Genomic DNA, 19,453 nt, shown 5'->3' on the forward strand with positions numbered 1-19,453 from the left:
TCTTCATGGGGATATCTCTAGAATATCTAAATATGAGAAACTAGCCAAATTAAAATTAAAATACTTAAATGTAAGGACTTGTCCCATCTATAGGCATGAGATATTGATGAGTTAGCAAAAATGATTTTATTTAATTTTATTGGCCACAAATTATAATCCATAGGGTCCTTAAGTAGCGAAGGCACTTTCCTTATCAGTATTAAATAATTTGAAGTAACACCTATCTAAGAGTTCGAGCTTAATTGTTGCTCATGGTGGTCATCAGTACCTATTTTGAAATGTAAAAGATTAGTTTCTCATCAAAAAAGCAGTCTCTATGAATTACTACTTATCATTTCTTTACTTTTTTGAAACATTTTTACCGTTTTGAAACATTGTGATGAAAAAACAAACAAAAAATTCTTGTCAAATGAAAAATCCGGTGGTACCGTATCTTAGAAATAAAACTCCCTGTATATTTTTTGTGAGGTTGCGATGGCTTTTTCAAAACAAAATGAGGCGTTTACTAACGATAAGATCCAGTTTTTCACGCAACTTCATAGGAATGAAATAAACAGTCTTAAGGATATTGAAGGCCGGGCTGCTGAGACCAGTTATTCCTTTATATTAGACAATCAAAAAACTCTTGAAACAGAATTCAACCTACTATTCAATGTACTGCAAAAGCAACGCAATGATGATGACTTAAAGAACATCGAATTTTGGAAGTATTGTTACTATTGCTGCACCCTTTTAGAAGCTTTTCATCAAGCCTATTCACAACATAGCAAAGTCGAAAAATATAAAGAGACTAAAAAGAACATTTTAGACCGTCTCTTAAAAAGGACGACGGAAGACGCTAAAAAGGAAAAGGAGTTTCTCGAATCTTTGAGAAAGAGCTTTAGTGAAAGTTTCGAAAATTTGCGGAAGACACCAGCACATTTATCACAAATCCGTGATTATGTTGCTTATTTAAATCTATGCCGTGTGTATTGGGTTTTTTGCCGTTTAACCCTTACACAGGGGTTTACTCTCGCAAAAGAGTTGCAAATTCTTGAAAAGCTGGACGCAATTCTGGGGACGCATACTGATGCTGATAAAATAATTGACTTTATTAAAGCACCTAATGGCGTATTGAATTATTTGAGCGTGGGTTTGTTTTTAATCCGCTTTGCAATCGATTTTGGTTATTTAGTTCAACACACTTGGTTTCCAACGGATGGAGAAAAAAAGGATAAAACTACAGCTCTTGAGCGTTTTAAGTTTGAATTTTACAAACGTCATTGTAACTTTGCGAATGACTTGGTATGGGCCACAGTAAACTTCATTACTAATTTTAACCATATTACCAACATCCCAGATCCTACTGCCGGGATAATTACTGCGGTCTTTTTAGGCTTTGACGTGTGCATGACTTTGTACAAATGCCATTTGGCCAAACAGGAGTATTTACTCAAGAAGAGTGAGCTCGAGAGGCAATGGCGTGAGTACTCAGCGCATCCAGAATGGTACCGAGGGATGGATTTAGAGCGGCATAAAGCAATACTTGAACTTGAACTTTTAGAATTGGAAATTAACTGGCAAACCAAACAAGGAACTTTTTATTTTAATGCGGCTGCAGCTGCTTTATTGATGCTAGGATTTTCCGCCTCGCTCATATTTACAGGACCAGGAATCGCTGTTGCTTGCTTTTTTGTTTGTACTCTTGCCGTAGCTATGTATCTTTCTTCTGATTCTTATTCGAAACTCCAGGAGAAAAGTTTACGTTTGGATGCGGCTAAAACTGGAACAGAACTTCAATTAGCACTTAAAGAATACGAAGCGGCGCGCAATGATTTTATGTTTACGATGATCAAAAATACCGTAATGCCTACCCTTTTAATTGCTACTTTTGCTGTTTGCTGGCCTGCAGCTATAGTTTTAACGGCGCTCTATCTAGGTTATGAACTTTATCATGCTTATGATCAGCATAACAGCAAGAAAGCGCCATTAGCTTTGGATGGACCTGTTATGGATAGTCCGAGTGACGAAGATACAATTAAAGCGGATAAGGTAGAGAGAGATGAGGTGGATACAAGCTGTTGTGTTTTTAATTAAGTTCACCTAGGGGGCTGATTATCGCCAGAGCCCCCACATCATCCCATGTGGACCAGGGATGATGTGGTTCCAATCTACATTGATTTATTTTTTATCGCCAATGCTTTTTCATACAATTCGTTTTTACTGCCATTACTCAACTTGCACGCAATTGCCACGGCTTGTTTCAGCGGCAATTTGCTGAGCAACACTGCCAATAGTTTTTCTTGACTATCCGGTTCAGAAACAGCTGGGCGCGGAGGGATAAGCAAAACAAATTCACCTTTTACATGCGCTGGTTCGGCCAAAAGCCAGCTTTTAACTTCCTTGATAGTCCCTGAAATAAAGCGTTCAAAAGTTTTGGTTAATTCTTTTGCAAGTACCATCTCGCATGGTTCACCAAAAACCTCACCCAAATCATCGATGCATTCAAGAATCCTATGGGTTGACTCATAAAAAATCAGAGTATGGGGTTCTGTCCGTAAAGATTCTAATTTAGTTTTCCGCGCCTGTTGTTTCGCGGGGAGAAATCCTAAAAAAAGAAAAGAGTCACAAGGGATGCCTGCGGCACAAAGTGCGGTAATTAATGCACAAGCCCCAGGCACCGGGACAACCTGAATGTGATGTTGTCTTGCCAGTTTAACCAATAAAAAACCTGGATCACTAATTAACGGAGTACCGGCATCGCTGATTAAGGCGACAGACTTTCCTAGTAAAAGTTCTTCAATAATGTGTTTGCTTTTGTCATTTTCATTATGCGCATGCAGCGACTCAAGACTCTTTTTTATTCCTAAGGAGCTGAGTAATTGTAGGGAGTGACGCGTGTCCTCCGCTAAAATAAAATCAACTGATTTAAGCACCTCTAATGCTCTAAACGTAATGTCCTCACGGTTTCCTATCGGAGTTGCAACGATATAGAGAGTTCCTCTGCCTGTTGCTAGTGAGTTAGTCATAGTTTATCCTCTTGCGTTATTGCTTATTCAATGTCTAAAAATATGTTTATTAAAACAATAAAAATTCGCACATTTTTTTTACTGACATCAACCTTTTTTCTTTGTGAGTGCACCACCGCAGTTAATCCTCCAGAAATGGCAACGCCGGCCCCAGTAACGACTCCCAAAGTGGAGAACAAAAAAATAGCGAATCCTTATTCCAAACCTACGGCAAGTTACCTCACACAGGCCAAAAATCAAGAAGGCAGTGAAAAGCAACAATCATTAATCCGTGCAGCAGGACGTTTGATTTCAGAAGGCCAATGGCGACAAGGCGCTGCTATTTTAGCACAGACTTCTGACTTAACACCGGCAGCTATGAATGAAAAAAATCTTTTATTGGCGCAAATTGATCTCATTCGGGATCGCCCGCAAATGGCATTAAGTAAATTAACCCGTATTAGCGAAGGCGACGCATTTGCCCCATACCAAAAGATTCAATTTCACGAGCTATTGGCTCAAGCTTACCGTGACACAAACAACCTGTTGGAATCGATTAATGAACGTATAAAACTTGAATCGTTATTGACTGATGAAGAGAGCCAAGCCACTAATCGTCGTACATTGTGGTTAACTTTAACTCATGTTTCACCGGCGGAATTAAATTCTTTGACTCCTAAGGCATCGGATCAAGCTGTTTTACAAGGTTGGCTGCAGCTTGCGTTAATTTCGCGTAAGTATCGTGATGATCCCAAGTCTTTAATGACTGCTTTAGAACAGTGGCAATCTCATTTTAGTACTCATCCGGCAAATCATATTTTACCTAATCCGTTGGATTCAATTGCCAGTAAAATGCATACCCCACCGAAACATGTCGCTTTATTACTCCCCTTAAGCGGTGCATTACAGGGGCCAGGAACTGCAGTACGCGATGGATTTATGGCCGCCTATAAAAAGAATAACAACAACACCTCCATGCAGGTGAAAACCTATGATACCAGTAAAGGAGATGTTGCTTCTTTATACAAAAATGCGATCACTGATGGTGCTGATTATGTTGTAGGCCCCTTAACAAAATCACAAGTCGCGGTAATCGCTGCATTAGAACATCCTGTTCCTACCTTGCTATTAAATGATGCGGATACGAGCATCCAGGAAAATTCTTATTCATTTGGACTTTCACCTGTAAATGAGGCAATCCAGGTAGCGATCAGAGCAAAAAACAAGGGGTATAGTCGTGCATTGATTATTGCGCCTGGAAATGATTGGGGTAAAGAGGTGACCAAAGCGTTTACACAACAATGGCAAAAGAGTGGTGGTCGTGTTGTTGATACTTTTTCATATGGTTCAAATGATGATTTGAATAAAAAAATGAAGGATTTTCTGCAAATCAGCAACAGTCAGCAACGTGAAAAAAAAATAAGGGAGTTACTCGGGCAAAAAATCCAACCTGTTATTAGCAGGAGACAAGATTTTGATATGATATTTCTATTAGCCTATCCGTCAAAAGCACGGCAAATTATGCCGTTGCTCAATTATTATTTTGCGGGAGATGTTCCAGTTTATGCTACTGCCAGTGTCTATGGTGGTCAGGCTAACCCGTTGAAAGATAAAGACCTTGATGGAATTATTTTCTGTGACATTCCCTGGGTTTTCGCACACCAGGCAGGTACACGCAATTGGCCAGAACAATTTAATAGTTATAATCGTTTGTATGCTTTAGGAATAGACAGTTATACTTTGGCTACCCAATTGAACCAATTGATGTTATTCCCCGCGGATCAATCGCATAATGGCGATGGTATTTTATATCTCAAACCATCACAACACGTTGCCCGTGTATTGGAGTGGGGACAATTCAAACAAGGACTAGTGCATTCATTGGGTGAGACAGTGTAATTGATAACGCAAGAGAAAGGACGCATTGCTGAAGAGAACGCTTTAGCCTATTTAAAAGCACAAGGACTTAAATTAATTACGCAAAATTACAGGTGCCGGCTGGGCGAAATTGATTTAATTATGCGTGACAATGACGTGCTGGTTTTTATAGAGGTCCGTTCGCGAATTTCCACCCAGTTTGGTGGGGGCATTGCGAGTGTTACTTATACAAAAAGACAAAAAATAATCAAGGCAGCTACCCTCTATATGCTAGAACATCAAAAATATGATCAATTTGCTCTTCGTTTTGATGTGATAAGCATTGATGGAAAATCAGCGTCCATAAATTGGATAAAGGATGCATTTGGGGTGGATTATTGATTAAGCCAGCTGCTGTTAGCTGCTTAATTGGATGTAGGTTGAGCCCAAAGCCCAACCTACATCTTAGTGAGAACTGATTAGGGATGACACCTCTGGTTGTTCTTCCTACAGGTTACAATTTTTTAATGAAGTAGAGGTTTAATATGATGGTACAAATGGAGGAACGAGTAAGGCATTTATTTGGTATAAACATAGAAACCAAAATAGCTCTTGCTGATTCTTTATCTGATTTGATTGCCAGGGCTGGTCAACGTTTAGTGAATTGTTTGCTTGCAGATGGAAAAATTTTGCTGTGTGGCAACGGGGGCTCAAGTGCCAACTGCATGCATTTTGCCAGTGCGATGTTGAATCAATTTGAAGTTGAAAGGCCTTCTCTGCCTGTAATCAATTTAAGTACAGACGCAACCAGCTTAAGTTCTTCTGCAAATGACAATCATTACAGTCAAATTTTTGCCCGACAAATTCAAGCGCTTGGGCAAGAAAATGACGTCTTGCTTTTATTAACCACGTCAGGCAACTCAGACAGTATGCTGCATGCCCTCCATGCTGCCAATGAACGAGGTATGGATGCAGTTGCTTTGAGTGGACGGGACGGAGGTGTTCTCGCAAACCATTTAGGCCCAGAGGATATCGAACTCCGCGTTGCATCGGATAATTCAGCGCGAATTAGAGAAATGCATCTGTTCATCTTACATTGCTTTTGTGATTTAATTGACCAATCATTATTTGGTCAAGTCATGGGGTAAAAAAATGAGATTTAAATTAAGATCGATCGCTTTTCTTTTAGTGGCTACCCTGTTAACAGGTTGTGTTGCAGCAGTAGTAACTGGTGCAGTGGCTGGAATGGTTTATGACCGGCGTGGGGTTATCACTATGGAAGCCGACGCACGACTATTTCATGTCATACACAAAGCCATTGTAACAAACCGTCAGTTTAGTGATTCACGAGTTCTGGTGACCAGTTTTAATCGTGTGGTATTGCTTGTTGGCCAAACACCTACCCCCTCTTTACGAGATTTGGCTGAAAAAATTGCACGAGGAACCCCCGGAGTGCATCGCGTATATAATGAAATATCGGTTGGATATCCTATACCGCTTACTGCTCGTTCGAATGACAGTTTGATTACCAGCCAGGTTCGCACCAGATTGCTGGCTAAAAAAGGTCTTGAGTCGGGCTCTATCCGGGTTGTGACTGAAAATCGAGTCGTGTATCTCATGGGTATCGTTAACGATCATCAAGCAGCGCTTGCCGTAGATGCAGCACGACGAGTTAATGGCGTAAATAAAGTGGTTAAAATTTTTCAATACATACATTAAAATAACATGTTAAAACAAGGATGTTTTGCTGTATTACTAGTCTTAGTTCTATTCTGTTTGTCTGGCTGCATAGGCAGCTTATGGACAGGCGCCACTATGGTTTACGATAGACACGATGTGTATAAAAAGTTGGATGATTACAATTTATTCCTTAAAGTGAATAATGCAATCACCGTTGATAATGCATTTAAAAATAACAATTGTGTCATTGATATTGCTATTTTCAATGGAGATGTCTTATTAGCGGGCCATGTTCCTACCGCTGAAATGCAAGCCGAGTTACAACGACGATTGGCTACAGTAAAAGGTTATCGACGTTTGTTTAATCAAGTCAGGGTAAGTTCTGCGGGATCAAATTCGATGCAAGACAGTTGGATCACCGCCAAGATTCGCAGCCAAATTTTCGCTGATGGTTCTATTGATCCGAATGCATTTAAGGTAGTGACTTCGGATCGGGTTGTTTATTTAATGGGAGATGTACATCAAGAGCAAGCCGAGAAAGTAATTAATATGGCAAGACAAACCAGTGATGTTGCGCGAGTGGTAAAAATTCTTAAATATTATACTTATCAAAATAATGCGGTTGCTTAATCCTAAAAAAGCAGTGGATGCAAAAGAAACATACATCCAACCGCTTCTTTTAGGATGCATGTATTAATGTGAATGTCCTTTGTCAGGTCGTTTACGCATTTTCCTCAATTTAAATTGCCGTAACAATCCCGTAGAACCATTTAATCCTTCTTCTTCATTTAAGCCATTACTTTGATTACAAGGGTGAGATCTACAGTGTTGTCGATATTCTAGATGATGTTTATTATGTTTATGAGGTAACCCATCGCTATAACGAGCGAGCATTTTTTGTTGCAGACCGGCTGCAGTATGTTGGATCTTATCAGGCATGTTCTTTCCTTTTGCGAGGTTAATAACACTACTTATTACCTGATTTGCGATAATAAGTTCCACATTCTAATTATAGACGCTAAAATCTGTTGTTTGCGGCATTCGACGGGATATAAAAACACGTTTAAGGGAGTACAGCATGAATTATTTACATACGATGGTGCGGATTTCCAACTTGGAGGAGTCACTCGACTTCTATTGCAATAAACTGGGTTTAGTTGAGGTCAAGCGTACAGACTATGAGAAAGGCCGATATACATTAATATTTCTAGCGGCACCTAATGATTTAGAGCACGCCCAGCAGGCAAATACGCCTATGCTTGAGCTTACATTCAATTGGGATCCAGAAGAGTATCAAGAAGGACGAAATTTTGGCCATTTAGCGTATCGAGTAGAGGATATCTATGCTATATGCCAACGATTAAAAAATGCAGGGGTAGTCATTAACAGGCCACCTCGAGATGGACGTATGGCGTTTATTCGTTCGCCAGATAATATCTCTATCGAGTTGCTGCAGAAAGGGGAGCCCTTACCTATCCAAGAGCGCTGGGCATCCGCACCAAACATAGGTCACTGGTGATAAAGAATCATGCGTGTATAAAATATGGCATTGCTTATTCAAACTGATTGCTTTATAATTCGCGCGGTGAAACTTAGGTGAATATGTGAACAAACAGCTAAGTAAACGTGGTATTGTGCGACTATGGTATGTACAATCAGGCGTTACATTGGTCTTTGCAGCTTTATGCGCACTAGTATATGGTACTAATGCGGCAAGCTCAGCATTGCTTGGTGGTGTAGTTTGTATTGTTCCTAACGCGTATTTTGCAAGCAAACTGTTTAAGTATCAAGGTGCTCGTTCAGCCAAGCAGATCGTAAATAGTTTCTACAAAGGCGAAGCGTTAAAGATAATTATATCCATATTCCTATTCACCGCGGTGTTTTTACTATTTAAAATTACGCCGCTAGCGTTTTTTGTATCATACATTATGATCCAGATGACGCATTGGTTCGCCCCGTTGATTATTGTAAATAAACAGAATAGGCCTGAAAGTGACTGAAATGGTATCTAGCACAAACTACATCAAGCATCATTTAACGTACCTCACATACAACGTTAGTGATATGAAATTGGGTTCGGGTGGTTTCTGGACATTGAATCTCGATACACTGTTTTTCTCAATCGTTTTGGGAATATTCGTTTGCGCGCTGATGTATTTTGGTGCACGCCGAGTGACAACTGGAATTCCCGGCAAGTTACAGAATTTTGCCGAAATCATGCTCCAGTTTGCAGATAATCAGGTAAAAGACTGCTTCCACGGCAAAAATAATTTAATTGGTCCGCTTGCGCTTACTATATTTTTATGGGTTTTCCTAATGAATTTTATGGATATATTACCCGTAGACATATTACCTGCCATTGCTCAGACGGGTGGTATTCATTACTTGAAAGTAGTACCAACTAACGATTTGAATTTAACTTTTGGTTTATCAATTTCTGTATTCATTCTGATTATTTTTTACAGTATTAAGATAAAAGGACCAAAAAAGTTCATAAAAGAGCTCACTTTACAGCCTTTTAATCATCCCGGATTTATACCTTTTAACCTATTGCTTGAAGTGGTTGGTCTCGTTGCGAAACCCATTTCACTAGCACTGCGGTTATTTGGAAACTTATATGCAGGCGAATTGATATTCATATTGATCGCCCTGTTAACCTTAAATGCTGCAACATCATCAACACTGGGTACCGCGACTTTGGGCACAGCACAATTTATTTTGGCGCTGGCTTGGTCAATATTCCATATATTGGTAATTACATTGCAAGCATTTATTTTCATGGTGCTAACGATTGTTTACTTGAGTTTAGCACACGAAGATCATTAACCGATTTAATTTTCATCCATTGTAAAGGGGATAAATATGCAAGCCGCTAGTTTAATAGCACAAGTTCAAAGTATGACCGTTGTTGCGGTTGCCTTGTTAATTGGTTTGGGTGCATTGGGCACAGCGATAGGATTTGGTTTGCTTGGTGGCAAATTCCTTGAGGGCTCAGCTCGTCAACCAGAAATGGTTCCAATGTTACAAGTAAAAATGTTCATCGTTGCTGGTTTGTTAGACGCCGTAACCATGATTGGAGTGGGTATCGCATTGTTCTTTACTTTCGCAAACCCTTTCCTAAGCAACCTGGGTTCTTGATAACACATAATCGGGGCGCAAAGCGCCCTAATTGTTACAGGAGATTAAACGGTGGAAATTAATTTAACACTAATTGTACAAATGCTCGTTTTCGCAGCTTTTGTTTTGTTTACTATGAAATTAGTATGGCCTCCATTGGCAAAAGCAATGGAAGAGCGACAAGACAAGATTGCTGATGGGTTAGCTGCTGCTGAACGTGGTCGCAAAGAATTAGAATTAGCACAACATCGCGTCAAAGATGAACTAAAGCAAGCTAAAGTTCAATCTGCTGATATTATTGAAAAAGCAAATAAGCGTGCTGCGCAAATAATTGAAGAAGCAAAAGAAACAGCAAAACATGAAGCGCAAATGCAAGTGAAATTGGCACAAGAGCAATTACAGCAACAAATCAATCATGCAAAAGATGAGTTGCGCAAACAAGTTGCACACTTAGCCATCACAGGCGCTGAGAAAATTTTAAAGCGCGAAATAGATGCTAAGGCAAATACTGCATTGTTAGATAACTTGATAGAAGAGATTTAAAATGTCTGATAGTACCACCATAGCCAGACCCTATGCTAAAGCAATTTTTGAATATGCTTTAGGGGAAAAAAAATTAGCTGAGTGGTCAGCACATTTGAGAAATCTCGCGCAAGCCGTGTTGACGACAGAAGCTGAATACTTTATTGCTAATCCTGCAACAACTGTAGAACAGCATATGGAGTTGTTGCACACAGCAATTAGTGCAAAACCAAATGAAAACAAGCCATTAAGTAATTTAATTACTTTACTGGCTACCAATAAAAGATTGATGTTGCTACCTGATATTTATGCACTCTATGAAGCACATCGCGCAGAGCAAGAAAAAACTCTGAATGTTGATGTAAGCAGTTTCTCTGATTTATCTAGTGCACAACAACAACGATTAATCGAATCTTTAAGTCAGCGCTTGCAGCGTAAGGTCTCGTTAAAAATCAATATTGATCCTTCCTTGCTTGGTGGAGCAATAATTCGAGCGGGCGATTTAGTTATAGATGGTTCAGTTCGTGGCAAGCTTAATAAGCTAAACACCGAACTGGCTGCATAATTTAGAGGATAGTTTCCATGTCAGAACAAGTAGCATTAAATCCTTCTGAAATCAGTGAATTAATCAGAAAGAAAATAGAACACTTTAGTGTAGTATCTGAAGCACGAAATGAAGGTACTATTGTTAGTTTAAAAGACGGTGTTGTGAGCTTACATGGCCTTGAAGATGTAATGGCTGGGGAAATGATTGAATTCCCAGGCGGCGTGTATGGTCTGGCTCTTAACCTTGAAAGAGATTCAGTGGGCGCAGTTGTTCTTGGTGAATATTCTTCTCTAGCTGAAGGCCAAAAAGGTAAATGTACCGGACGTATTCTTGAAGTACCAGTAGGTAAAGGACTTCTAGGCCGCGTTGTTGATGCATTAGGTAATCCGATCGATGGTAAAGGACCAATCGATGCTGCAGGCATGTCTCCCATTGAAAAAGTAGCTCCTGGGGTTATTGCACGTAAATCAGTAGATCAGCCCGTACAAACTGGATTAAAAGCGATTGACGCGATGATTCCTGTTGGACGTGGTCAGCGCGAGCTTATCATTGGCGACCGCCAAACAGGAAAAACAGCAATTGCTATTGATGCAATTATCAACCAGAAAGGTACCGGCGTTAAGTGTATTTATGTCGCCGTAGGCCAAAAAGCTTCTTCTGTTGCTGCTATAGTTCGTAAACTTGAAGAGCACGGTGCTTTAGAACATACCATCGTTGTCGTTGCAGGTGCTTCTGATTCCGCCGCATTACAATTTATTGCTCCCTACGCGGGATGTACTATGGGCGAATACTTCATGGAACATGGCGAGGATGCATTGATTGTTTATGATGATCTCACCAAACAAGCTTGGGCATATCGACAAATCTCCTTGTTATTACGCAGACCACCAGGCCGTGAAGCTTATCCTGGGGATATTTTCTATTTGCATTCACGCTTATTAGAGAGAGCTGCTCGAATAAATGCTGACGAAGTAGAGAAGCTGACTAAGGGCGCAGTAAAAGGCAAAACAGGTTCATTAACCGCATTGCCAATTATTGAAACCCAGGCAGGTGACGTTTCTGCATTCGTACCAACTAACGTGATTTCGATTACAGACGGTCAGATATTCCTTGATGTGGATTTGTTTAACTCAGGTGTTCGACCCGCAATTAACTCAGGTCTATCTGTATCTCGTGTGGGCGGTGCTGCACAAACCAAAATCATGAAAAAATTAGGTGGCGGTACTCGTTTGGCACTTGCTCAATTCCGTGAGTTGGAGGCTTTCTCCCAATTTGCTTCCGATCTTGATGATGCGACCCGTAAGCAATTAGAGCGCGGACAGCGAATCACTGAGCTAATGAAGCAAAAACAATACTCTCCATTATCTGTTGCTGAAATGGGTACAGCATTGTTTGTAGTTGAAAAAGGTTATTTGGATGATGTGCCTGTAAATGAAGTTGCTGCATTTGAAGCGTCATTACATGATTATATGCGCAGCTCACATCCTGATCTGTTACAACTGATCAATGAAGCAGGTGCTTACGATAATGACATTGAAGCAAAATTGAAAAAAGCTGTAGAAGACTTTAAGCGTACAGCAAGTTGGTAAGTCAATTTAAGGCGAAATGATATTATGGCTGGAGCAAAAGAAATCCGTTCGAAAATTTCGAGTATTAACAAAACTCGAAAGATTACTCGTGCGATGGAGATGGTGGCAGCAAGTAAGATGCGCAAAACTCAAGAAAGAATGCGCGCATCTAAGCCGTATGCTAGTAAGATCTACAGCGTAGTAAAGCACATTGCGCGCGCGCACTCAGAATACAGACATCCGTTTATGACCCATCGCGAGATTAATCGTATTGGTCTTATCGTTGTTACTACCGATCGAGGTTTATGCGGTGGTTTAAACGTAAACCTGTTACGTGAAACAGTTCGTACTATTCGTAACTGGAAGGAACAAGGTAAAGAGGTTGATCTGGCAGTAATCGGCCGTAAAGGGCAAGCATTTTTTAAGCGTGTTGGCAGTAATGTTCTTGGTTCTGTAGACCATCTTGGTGATACACCAAGCATTAATGACATTATTGGCATTGTGAAAGTGATGCTTGATGCGTTTAACAACGGCACCATCGACGCACTGCATGTGGTTTACAACGAATTTGTTAACACCATGACGCAAAAACCTGTGGTGAAACAATTACTACCATTGCCAAAATCAGAAGAAGACAGCACGACAATGGGGCATCATTGGGATTATATTTATGAACCTGATGCTAAGGAATTGCTGGATAATCTTTTAGAACGTTATATCGAATTGCAGATTTACCAAGCAGTTGTTGAAAACATTGCTTGTGAACAAGCGGCTAAGATGATTGCAATGAAAAATGCAACGGATAATGCCGGTGATTTGATTAAAGAATTTCAATTGGCTTATAACAAAGCACGACAAGCTGCAATTACGCAAGAATTGGCAGAAATTGTCGGTGGCGCAGCCGCTTTATAAGAGGGTATAAAATGAGCTTAGGAACTGTAGTAGAAATTATTGGCGCGGTTGTGGATGTGGAGTTCCCCCGTGAGAATGTCCCTAAAATCAATGATGCATTAAAACTTGTTGATGGTGATTTGGTTTTTGAAGTACAGCAACAACTTGGTGATGGTGTCGTTCGTACTATTGCTATGGGAACAACTGAAGGACTTAAACGTGGTTTGCGCGCTGAAAATACAGGCAATCCTATTCAAGTACCTGTTGGTAAGAAAACCTTGGGTCGAATTATGGATGTTCTTGGTCGCCCAGTTGATGATGCAGGCCCAATCGGCGCCGAAGAGCATTGGTCAATTCACCGTAAGCCACCAAGTTACGAAGAACAAGCAGGCAGTCAAGAATTGCTTGAGACCGGTATTAAAGTAATTGACTTGCTTTGTCCTTTTGCCAAAGGCGGAAAGGTAGGTCTGTTCGGAGGTGCGGGTGTAGGTAAAACCGTTAACATGATGGAACTCATTCGTAACATCGCGATTGAGCACAGTGGATACTCAGTATTTGCCGGTGTGGGTGAACGTACTCGTGAAGGAAACGACTTCTACCATGAAATGAAAGACTCTAATGTATTGGATAAAGTATCATTAGTTTACGGTCAGATGAATGAGCCACCAGGTAACCGCTTACGCGTTGCTTTAACTGGCTTGACTATGGCTGAGAAATTCCGTGATGAAGGCCGTGATGTATTACTGTTCGTTGACAATATCTATCGTTATACCTTAGCAGGGGTTGAAGTATCTGCGCTGTTAGGTCGTATGCCATCAGCGGTCGGCTATCAACCAACATTGGCTGAAGAAATGGGTATGTTGCAAGAACGTATTACTTCAACTAAAACAGGTTCTATTACTTCAATTCAAGCGGTATACGTACCAGCTGACGACTTAACTGACCCATCTCCTGCAACGACGTTTGCTCACCTGGATGCTACAGTTGTATTGTCACGACAAATCGCTGAATTGGGTATTTATCCTGCGGTTGATCCTTTAGATTCAACTTCTCGACAATTGGATCCGCTCATTGTCGGACAAGAACATTATGATACCGCTCGACGTGTTCAACAAACATTACAACGCTATAAAGAATTAAAAGATATTATTGCGATTCTTGGTATGGATGAATTATCTGAAGAAGATAAGCGTGTTGTTACGCGTGCTCGTAAGATTCAAAGATTCTTGTCACAACCATTCTTCGTTGCTGAAGTCTTCACTGGTTCTCCAGGAAAATATGTTTCTTTAAAAGATACAATTAAAGGCTTCCAAGGTATTCTCGCCGGTGAATATGATGATTTACCTGAGCAAGCATTTTATATGGTTGGTAGCATTGAGGAAGCAGTTGCTAAAGCTAAGACCTTATGAGGTAGGCAAATATGACTAGAACTACGCACTTAGATATTGTTAGTGCTGAACATGAAATATTCTCCGGTGTGGTCGAAATGGTTGTCGCAACCGGAGAATTAGGTGAAGTAGGCATTACAGCAGGTCATGCGCCTTTGCTTACCGTTCTCAAACCAGGTGAAGTACGAGTTACCTTACCTGGTGGCCACCAAGAAATTTATTACGTTCAAGGTGGAATGCTGGAAATTCAGCCTAACAGTGTTACTGTTCTTGCTGATGTGATTGAACGTGCTGATCACCTTGATGAATCCGCTGCACTTGCTGCAAAAGCCCAAGCTGAAGCCGCAATGTCCAGCAAGGGCGGTGAAATGGATTATTCAGTTGCTGCTGCAGAATTAGCGCGCGCGGTTGCACAAATTCGTGCGATTCAAAAAGTAAGAAAGACCATTAAGTAACAATCCCCTGTCTAAGAGATACCCCTTTATTTGGTAACCTGGGTAAAGCACGCAAAACCCGGGTTACTGTTCTTCAGATGACACAGCAAAACATGCGAATGCAGTCGTGGTAAAGGGGACATATTTCTTTAATTAATTACAGATTAAATGTTCCATATTATTGAAATTTTAAAGATTATTTAAGGATAAGACGGTGACACAATACCTACGTGATTTTATCTTCGCCATCACAATTTTTTTATCGATGACAAGCTATGCTGTCGATCACAGTACGTGTAATCATTCCGATAAAGGAATTGCTGACCAGACTCAAACCGGTCAGACTTATTCAACTACTTCTACCTGCACCAGTACTGAGGTGACGACAACTGCAAGTGCTCAACCTTCTACTGCGATAATTAGCTGGCCCGGCTCTCATAGTGGTTCTGCACAAACAGACATCACGGGAAATGGTTTTGGTAGCTTTGTCGCAAATGCTACCGATAGTTCAGGTCATCCTGTTAGCTATACATTTGCAATCAGTGGGCCAGGAACCATTACTGGCACTCAAACGGGTACATTTAATCTAACTGGAGTAGACGCTACTACGGTGATCACAATTACAGCTACAGCAGATGATGCTACGTCCGTAGTTGGAACCCCCATTACTGTTCATGTGTCTAATGTACCAACCAAAGTACTTTATTTTTACAATAATACCTCTGAGACCATATATCCGGTTATCGAGGCACCCATCCTGCCGGTTGATACGTGGATGCAAGCACAATTTGCGGTAACGGATCCCAGCTACACCTTTACAGCAACCCATCTACATAGAGTTTATATTAATGGAATCAATGGTATCCCTCCAATGCAGTCTGCATTAGTCTCTGTTCCCTTTTACAGTGGTTTAGTTCCTAATCCGACTGGAGGCAATACCCCTGATCAATATGTGGATTGGTGGTCTTCAATGCGTGTCTATATCTATGATGTGCAATCCAACTTAATTCAAACACAAAGTGAAGCCGGTGTTAGTCCCGTGACTTTATATACTCCCGGTCCAACCTGTATTAGTGGCTGCTCGCAAACCAGTGTATTTAGTGCGACAAGCATCATGCCAACTAATGATCCGCAACAGCTCACTGAATATACTTTTGCAGCAGTGGTACCTACTCTACCACTTCCATATTCCATTGATCGCACAATCGTTAATTATGATTATTCAGCGGTGGATCAAGTTTACTTACCGGTGGCAATGGAGCCCTACGGTTCAAACCTGCTTGGTTATACTGGAACAGTTGTGGATCTAACCAGTTTTAGAAGTAGTCTGAACACCTTTTTAGCTGGAACACAATGGCCTGTTTACGCAGGGCTTCCTTATCCTAGAGTCCCTGGAGCTTATAATGTGGTTATTGGTAATTCACAACTAACAAGCTCTGCCGCACAAATTGCGGCACTCACTGCTTACTGGAACAATTGCAGCACGAATGCAGCCAGTCCGGATTATGCCAACTGTACTGCCGTATTTAATCTGTTTGATGCCAATTATTTCGCGTGTAATGGTACGCATTTAAGTGGACCAACTGTTCTACCAATGCAAAATATATATGGTTATCTTGCGTTTTGTGCTACACCTTTACCGAGCAGTGGGGCCGGATTCGATGCCTATACAGCACTCCAGTATAACTACAAAAACTATTCAAGCTACGCACAGGATTTTAATGCCTATACTTCGCTGATTCATCAAGCGCTGCAAATGAATGTTTATGCGTACTCTGTAGATGATGCGGTAGGTTTTATAAGTACCATAGGTAATGGGCTTGTGATCACGGTTGGCGGCGCGAAAGGGTTACCCAATTCCCAGCAATATAATCCGCAGCAGGTGATAACCGTTAGTTTGGGCACACCGCCAGTTGGCAGCTCTCTTCCTGTCTTTACCCATTATGGTGTATGTTCACAGACGGCGCCATCTAGCCTTGGAGGCGGGGCGTCATTCAAATTCCAACTTCCAAGCAGTTCTTTTCCTTGTGTCATCACGCTAGAGGACTCGCTTAAAAGACTTTATCACTTCAAGCTGAACGCTCCTGCGCCATTAACATCAACAGCAGCAGATATCAGTTGTGCTGCAGCAGATCAGCCTTGGTGTAGTAATGTTGTGATTACCTCGGCACAAGGCATCAGTACTGCACAACCTTATCCATAGTGTTTATGATGGACGACGACAAAACGTCGTCGTCCTTGATTTCGACACCAACCAAGCATCTTTTCTGACAATATCATGGAGATCACGTTCTATTAATTACTAATAGAAGATTTGTTCTATTCATTTTTTTTGTCATTATTATATGACTTTTCAATATCTGAAAATAAAACGACCTGATTTCTTCCATTGGCTTTGGCAAAATATAACGCCTTGTCTGCTGACTCGATTAATGCTTCAGCATTGCGTCCATGCATAGGATATACGGCAATACCAATCGAAATAGTTATAGAACCAACAGGCTGCGCGCCATATTTTATTTGCATTCGAGAAACATTGTGTCTAATGCTTTCAGCACGATTTTTGATCATTTCAGCACCGATGCCATAAAAAACAATAATAAACTCTTCACCACCATAACGGGCTGCTATGTCTCCGACACGGATATCATCTTGTAACACTTTTCCCAATTCTTTTAAGACTGCATCGCCCGCATCATGTCCATAAGTGTCATTTATTTTTTTGAAGTGATCTAAATCCAGCATCAAGACTGATAGTGGGGTTCGAGTTCGCTCGGATTGATGAATTTGTTTTAAAAGAAAATCCTCTAGATAGCGACGATTATATAAACCAGTTAAAGGATCACGCATCGATTGATAGCGGAGATTTTCTCTTAAGCGTACATTAGCAAATGCTAGGGCAGTTAATTCGGAGAATGCGTTTATTATAAGGTGTTGATTTTCAGAAAATGTAACTGGAGTTTCTTGAGCGATTTCTAAATACAATAAACCGTAAATTTCCTTCTGAGCCATAAGCGGAACGCAAAGATAGGTTAAATTCAACTCTTTGGTAACGTGCACATGATTGCAGATTAATTCGTTATGTAATGGGCGTACATGATGAATTCTTCCTAAGCGGATTGCCCAGCATGCATCAGGAGAAAAAACATGTTCTTGAGGGTTTGGTGAGCCCCAGGATGTGGCGATTTCCAGATAGTTTCCTGAGGGATGCATGATATATAAATAACCACTGGCAAAACTCAACATCCGTTGGCAGTATTTGGTCATTACATGACCTAATTCATCTTGAGAATTGCATGTAAGCATAATATCACTCAATTCAACAAGAAGAGTGATCTGATTATTTTTATCTTGAAGCGCTTGCATTCCTGCATTGAGTTGTTCATAAGACCTTTTAAGTTCGTTTTGTTCTTCAACTTGTTTCGTAATATTACGAATGATAAACACTGCGCCGCTGATTTCGTTATCATTTTTAATAAAGCTGGAGGTAATTTCATAGATATTACGTTGCTTTTGTACTTCAAATTCAATATTTCTAACAAACTCTCCACCTTTGAACGATTCTTTCCACAGCTCCACCAATTTACTTTTCGAACTTGCAACATCAGAAAGGGCAACATCAACATTCATGCCGATGGTTATAGGTTTGCCAAATAAACGCTTAAATTCACGTTGATATGCTTCATTAAAGATAAGATAACAATGATTACTATCAACTGCAGCGATCATATCGGATGCACTTTCCAGGATACTTCTTAACTGAGTGCCAACATTTTCTCTTTCTCGTTCTGCAGCTAGACTGCGAGCGAGTTCTTTATTCGTGAGGATGAAGGCTAAGATTAAGCCCCCAATACTAATAATACTGCCAAAGATAATGATAAAGTTTGCGAGTTTCACATTTTCAAGAACGATGTCATTTCGTTCATTTAATAATACCAATTCAACAGATTTTATTTCGTGGCCTATGTCTTTAATTTGATTTGAAAGATCGACCTCTTGACGAAAGGAATCTTTCCCTTCAGGTGAATTGAATTTATTATTCATTTTTAATTGAATGGTTTGATTTAATTGACTAAGTCTTTGATTGGTCAAATCAATAAAGCGTGTTATTCGCTCGGTTTGGGAACGGTTATCTTTTGTTAAATCAAATAAATTATCAAAACTAGGCTTAAGATCGGATTTTATTTTATCCATTTTTGTTATAAATTGGTTATCACCGGAGATAAGATAGCCCCTTTGTAACGAATTTAGATTGACAATGGAAAATAATATTTGGTCAGTGGCTTGAATGACTTGATAAGTATGGGCCACCACACTGTTCGCTGCAATCAGCTTATTGAGTTGGCGATAAGAGAAAATACTAATAATCAATACCAGCGAGAGTGCGGGTATGAAAATAAAATACATCAAAAATTTACTGGATTTATAGTCTTTATTTTTATTTTTGCTGTCATCCATAACA

The 19,453-nt window shown here is 40.3% G+C and carries 20 protein-coding genes; 17 read left to right on the plus strand and 3 right to left on the minus strand.

What is annotated here, in order from left to right; translation table 11 throughout:
- Positions 1 to 474 precede the first annotated feature (474 nt).
- Complete coding sequence (locus tag OQJ26_RS09815; protein WP_265703663.1) at positions 475 to 2,076, plus strand: hypothetical protein; 1,602 nt, start codon at positions 475 to 477, stop codon at positions 2,074 to 2,076.
- Between the two features lie 74 nt (positions 2,077 to 2,150).
- Here OQJ26_RS09815 and rsmI read toward each other — a convergent pair whose 3' ends face one another.
- Positions 2,151 to 3,008 (minus strand): 16S rRNA (cytidine(1402)-2'-O)-methyltransferase, encoded by an 858-nt coding sequence (gene rsmI, locus OQJ26_RS09820; RefSeq protein WP_265703664.1) that lies wholly within the window; start codon positions 3,006 to 3,008, stop codon positions 2,151 to 2,153.
- 30 nt (positions 3,009 to 3,038) lie between these two features.
- On the opposite strand from rsmI, the gene OQJ26_RS09825 reads away from it, so the two are divergent.
- The 5 genes from OQJ26_RS09825 to OQJ26_RS09845 all read left to right on the plus strand — a co-directional run bounded on the left by OQJ26_RS09825 (position 3,039) and on the right by OQJ26_RS09845 (position 7,154).
- Positions 3,039 to 4,886: a penicillin-binding protein activator gene (locus OQJ26_RS09825; protein ID WP_265703665.1), complete on the plus strand. Its 1,848-nt coding sequence runs from the start codon at positions 3,039 to 3,041 to the stop codon at positions 4,884 to 4,886.
- 3 nt (positions 4,887 to 4,889) lie between these two features.
- Positions 4,890 to 5,246, plus strand: a complete 357-nt coding sequence (locus OQJ26_RS09830; protein ID WP_265703848.1) for a YraN family protein — start codon at positions 4,890 to 4,892, stop codon at positions 5,244 to 5,246.
- Between the two features lie 146 nt (positions 5,247 to 5,392).
- Positions 5,393 to 5,992 carry a D-sedoheptulose-7-phosphate isomerase gene (locus tag OQJ26_RS09835; protein ID WP_265703849.1) on the plus strand — a complete coding sequence of 200 codons (600 nt, stop codon included), beginning with the start codon at positions 5,393 to 5,395 and terminating at the stop codon, positions 5,990 to 5,992.
- Positions 5,993 to 5,996: 4 nt separating this feature from the next.
- On the plus strand, positions 5,997 to 6,563 hold the full coding sequence (locus tag OQJ26_RS09840) for a BON domain-containing protein (RefSeq protein WP_265703666.1): 567 nt from the start codon (positions 5,997 to 5,999) through the stop codon (positions 6,561 to 6,563).
- A gap of 6 nt (positions 6,564 to 6,569) precedes the next feature.
- Positions 6,570 to 7,154 (plus strand): BON domain-containing protein, encoded by a 585-nt coding sequence (locus tag OQJ26_RS09845; protein ID WP_265703667.1) that lies wholly within the window; start codon positions 6,570 to 6,572, stop codon positions 7,152 to 7,154.
- A gap of 63 nt (positions 7,155 to 7,217) precedes the next feature.
- Here the strand turns inward: OQJ26_RS09845 and OQJ26_RS09850 are convergent, their stop codons facing one another.
- Entirely contained in the window at positions 7,218 to 7,463 is a 246-nt protein-coding gene (locus tag OQJ26_RS09850; RefSeq protein ID WP_265703668.1) for a hypothetical protein, read from the minus strand.
- A 139-nt stretch (positions 7,464 to 7,602) separates the two neighbouring features.
- On the opposite strand from OQJ26_RS09850, the gene OQJ26_RS09855 reads away from it, so the two are divergent.
- From OQJ26_RS09855 to OQJ26_RS09905, 11 genes are all read left to right on the plus strand, one after another.
- Positions 7,603 to 8,043, plus strand: a complete 441-nt coding sequence (locus OQJ26_RS09855; RefSeq protein WP_265703669.1) for a VOC family protein — start codon at positions 7,603 to 7,605, stop codon at positions 8,041 to 8,043.
- Between the two features lie 85 nt (positions 8,044 to 8,128).
- On the plus strand, positions 8,129 to 8,524 hold the full coding sequence (locus OQJ26_RS09860; RefSeq protein WP_265703670.1) for a F0F1 ATP synthase subunit I: 396 nt from the start codon (positions 8,129 to 8,131) through the stop codon (positions 8,522 to 8,524).
- Position 8,525: 1 nt separating this feature from the next.
- Complete coding sequence (gene atpB / locus OQJ26_RS09865; protein ID WP_265703850.1) at positions 8,526 to 9,350, plus strand: F0F1 ATP synthase subunit A; 825 nt, start codon at positions 8,526 to 8,528, stop codon at positions 9,348 to 9,350.
- A 36-nt stretch (positions 9,351 to 9,386) separates the two neighbouring features.
- Positions 9,387 to 9,662, plus strand: coding sequence for a F0F1 ATP synthase subunit C (gene atpE / locus OQJ26_RS09870; RefSeq protein WP_006869493.1), 276 nt, complete (start codon positions 9,387 to 9,389; stop codon positions 9,660 to 9,662).
- A 51-nt stretch (positions 9,663 to 9,713) separates the two neighbouring features.
- On the plus strand, positions 9,714 to 10,184 hold the full coding sequence (locus tag OQJ26_RS09875; RefSeq protein ID WP_028381464.1) for a F0F1 ATP synthase subunit B: 471 nt from the start codon (positions 9,714 to 9,716) through the stop codon (positions 10,182 to 10,184).
- A gap of 1 nt (position 10,185) precedes the next feature.
- The gene (locus tag OQJ26_RS09880; RefSeq protein ID WP_265703671.1) at positions 10,186 to 10,728 is read left to right on the plus strand and encodes a F0F1 ATP synthase subunit delta; all 543 of its coding nucleotides are present in this window, start codon (positions 10,186 to 10,188) and stop codon (positions 10,726 to 10,728) included.
- Positions 10,729 to 10,745: 17 nt separating this feature from the next.
- Positions 10,746 to 12,299 carry a F0F1 ATP synthase subunit alpha gene (gene atpA, locus OQJ26_RS09885; protein ID WP_058388161.1) on the plus strand — a complete coding sequence of 518 codons (1,554 nt, stop codon included), beginning with the start codon at positions 10,746 to 10,748 and terminating at the stop codon, positions 12,297 to 12,299.
- Between the two features lie 24 nt (positions 12,300 to 12,323).
- On the plus strand, positions 12,324 to 13,190 hold the full coding sequence (gene atpG, locus OQJ26_RS09890) for a F0F1 ATP synthase subunit gamma (RefSeq protein WP_265703672.1): 867 nt from the start codon (positions 12,324 to 12,326) through the stop codon (positions 13,188 to 13,190).
- A gap of 11 nt (positions 13,191 to 13,201) precedes the next feature.
- Positions 13,202 to 14,578 carry a F0F1 ATP synthase subunit beta gene (gene atpD / locus OQJ26_RS09895; RefSeq protein ID WP_028381468.1) on the plus strand — a complete coding sequence of 459 codons (1,377 nt, stop codon included), beginning with the start codon at positions 13,202 to 13,204 and terminating at the stop codon, positions 14,576 to 14,578.
- A gap of 11 nt (positions 14,579 to 14,589) precedes the next feature.
- Positions 14,590 to 15,012, plus strand: a complete 423-nt coding sequence (locus OQJ26_RS09900; protein WP_265703673.1) for a F0F1 ATP synthase subunit epsilon — start codon at positions 14,590 to 14,592, stop codon at positions 15,010 to 15,012.
- Positions 15,013 to 15,205: 193 nt separating this feature from the next.
- Positions 15,206 to 17,194: a hypothetical protein gene (locus OQJ26_RS09905; protein ID WP_265703674.1), complete on the plus strand. Its 1,989-nt coding sequence runs from the start codon at positions 15,206 to 15,208 to the stop codon at positions 17,192 to 17,194.
- 116 nt (positions 17,195 to 17,310) lie between these two features.
- Here the strand turns inward: OQJ26_RS09905 and OQJ26_RS09910 are convergent, their stop codons facing one another.
- On the minus strand, positions 17,311 to 19,449 hold the full coding sequence (locus OQJ26_RS09910) for a diguanylate cyclase (RefSeq protein WP_265703675.1): 2,139 nt from the start codon (positions 19,447 to 19,449) through the stop codon (positions 17,311 to 17,313).
- Positions 19,450 to 19,453 lie beyond the last annotated feature (4 nt).

This window comes from Legionella sheltonii (genome assembly GCF_026191355.1).
Lineage (GTDB): Bacteria > Pseudomonadota > Gammaproteobacteria > Legionellales > Legionellaceae > Legionella > Legionella sheltonii.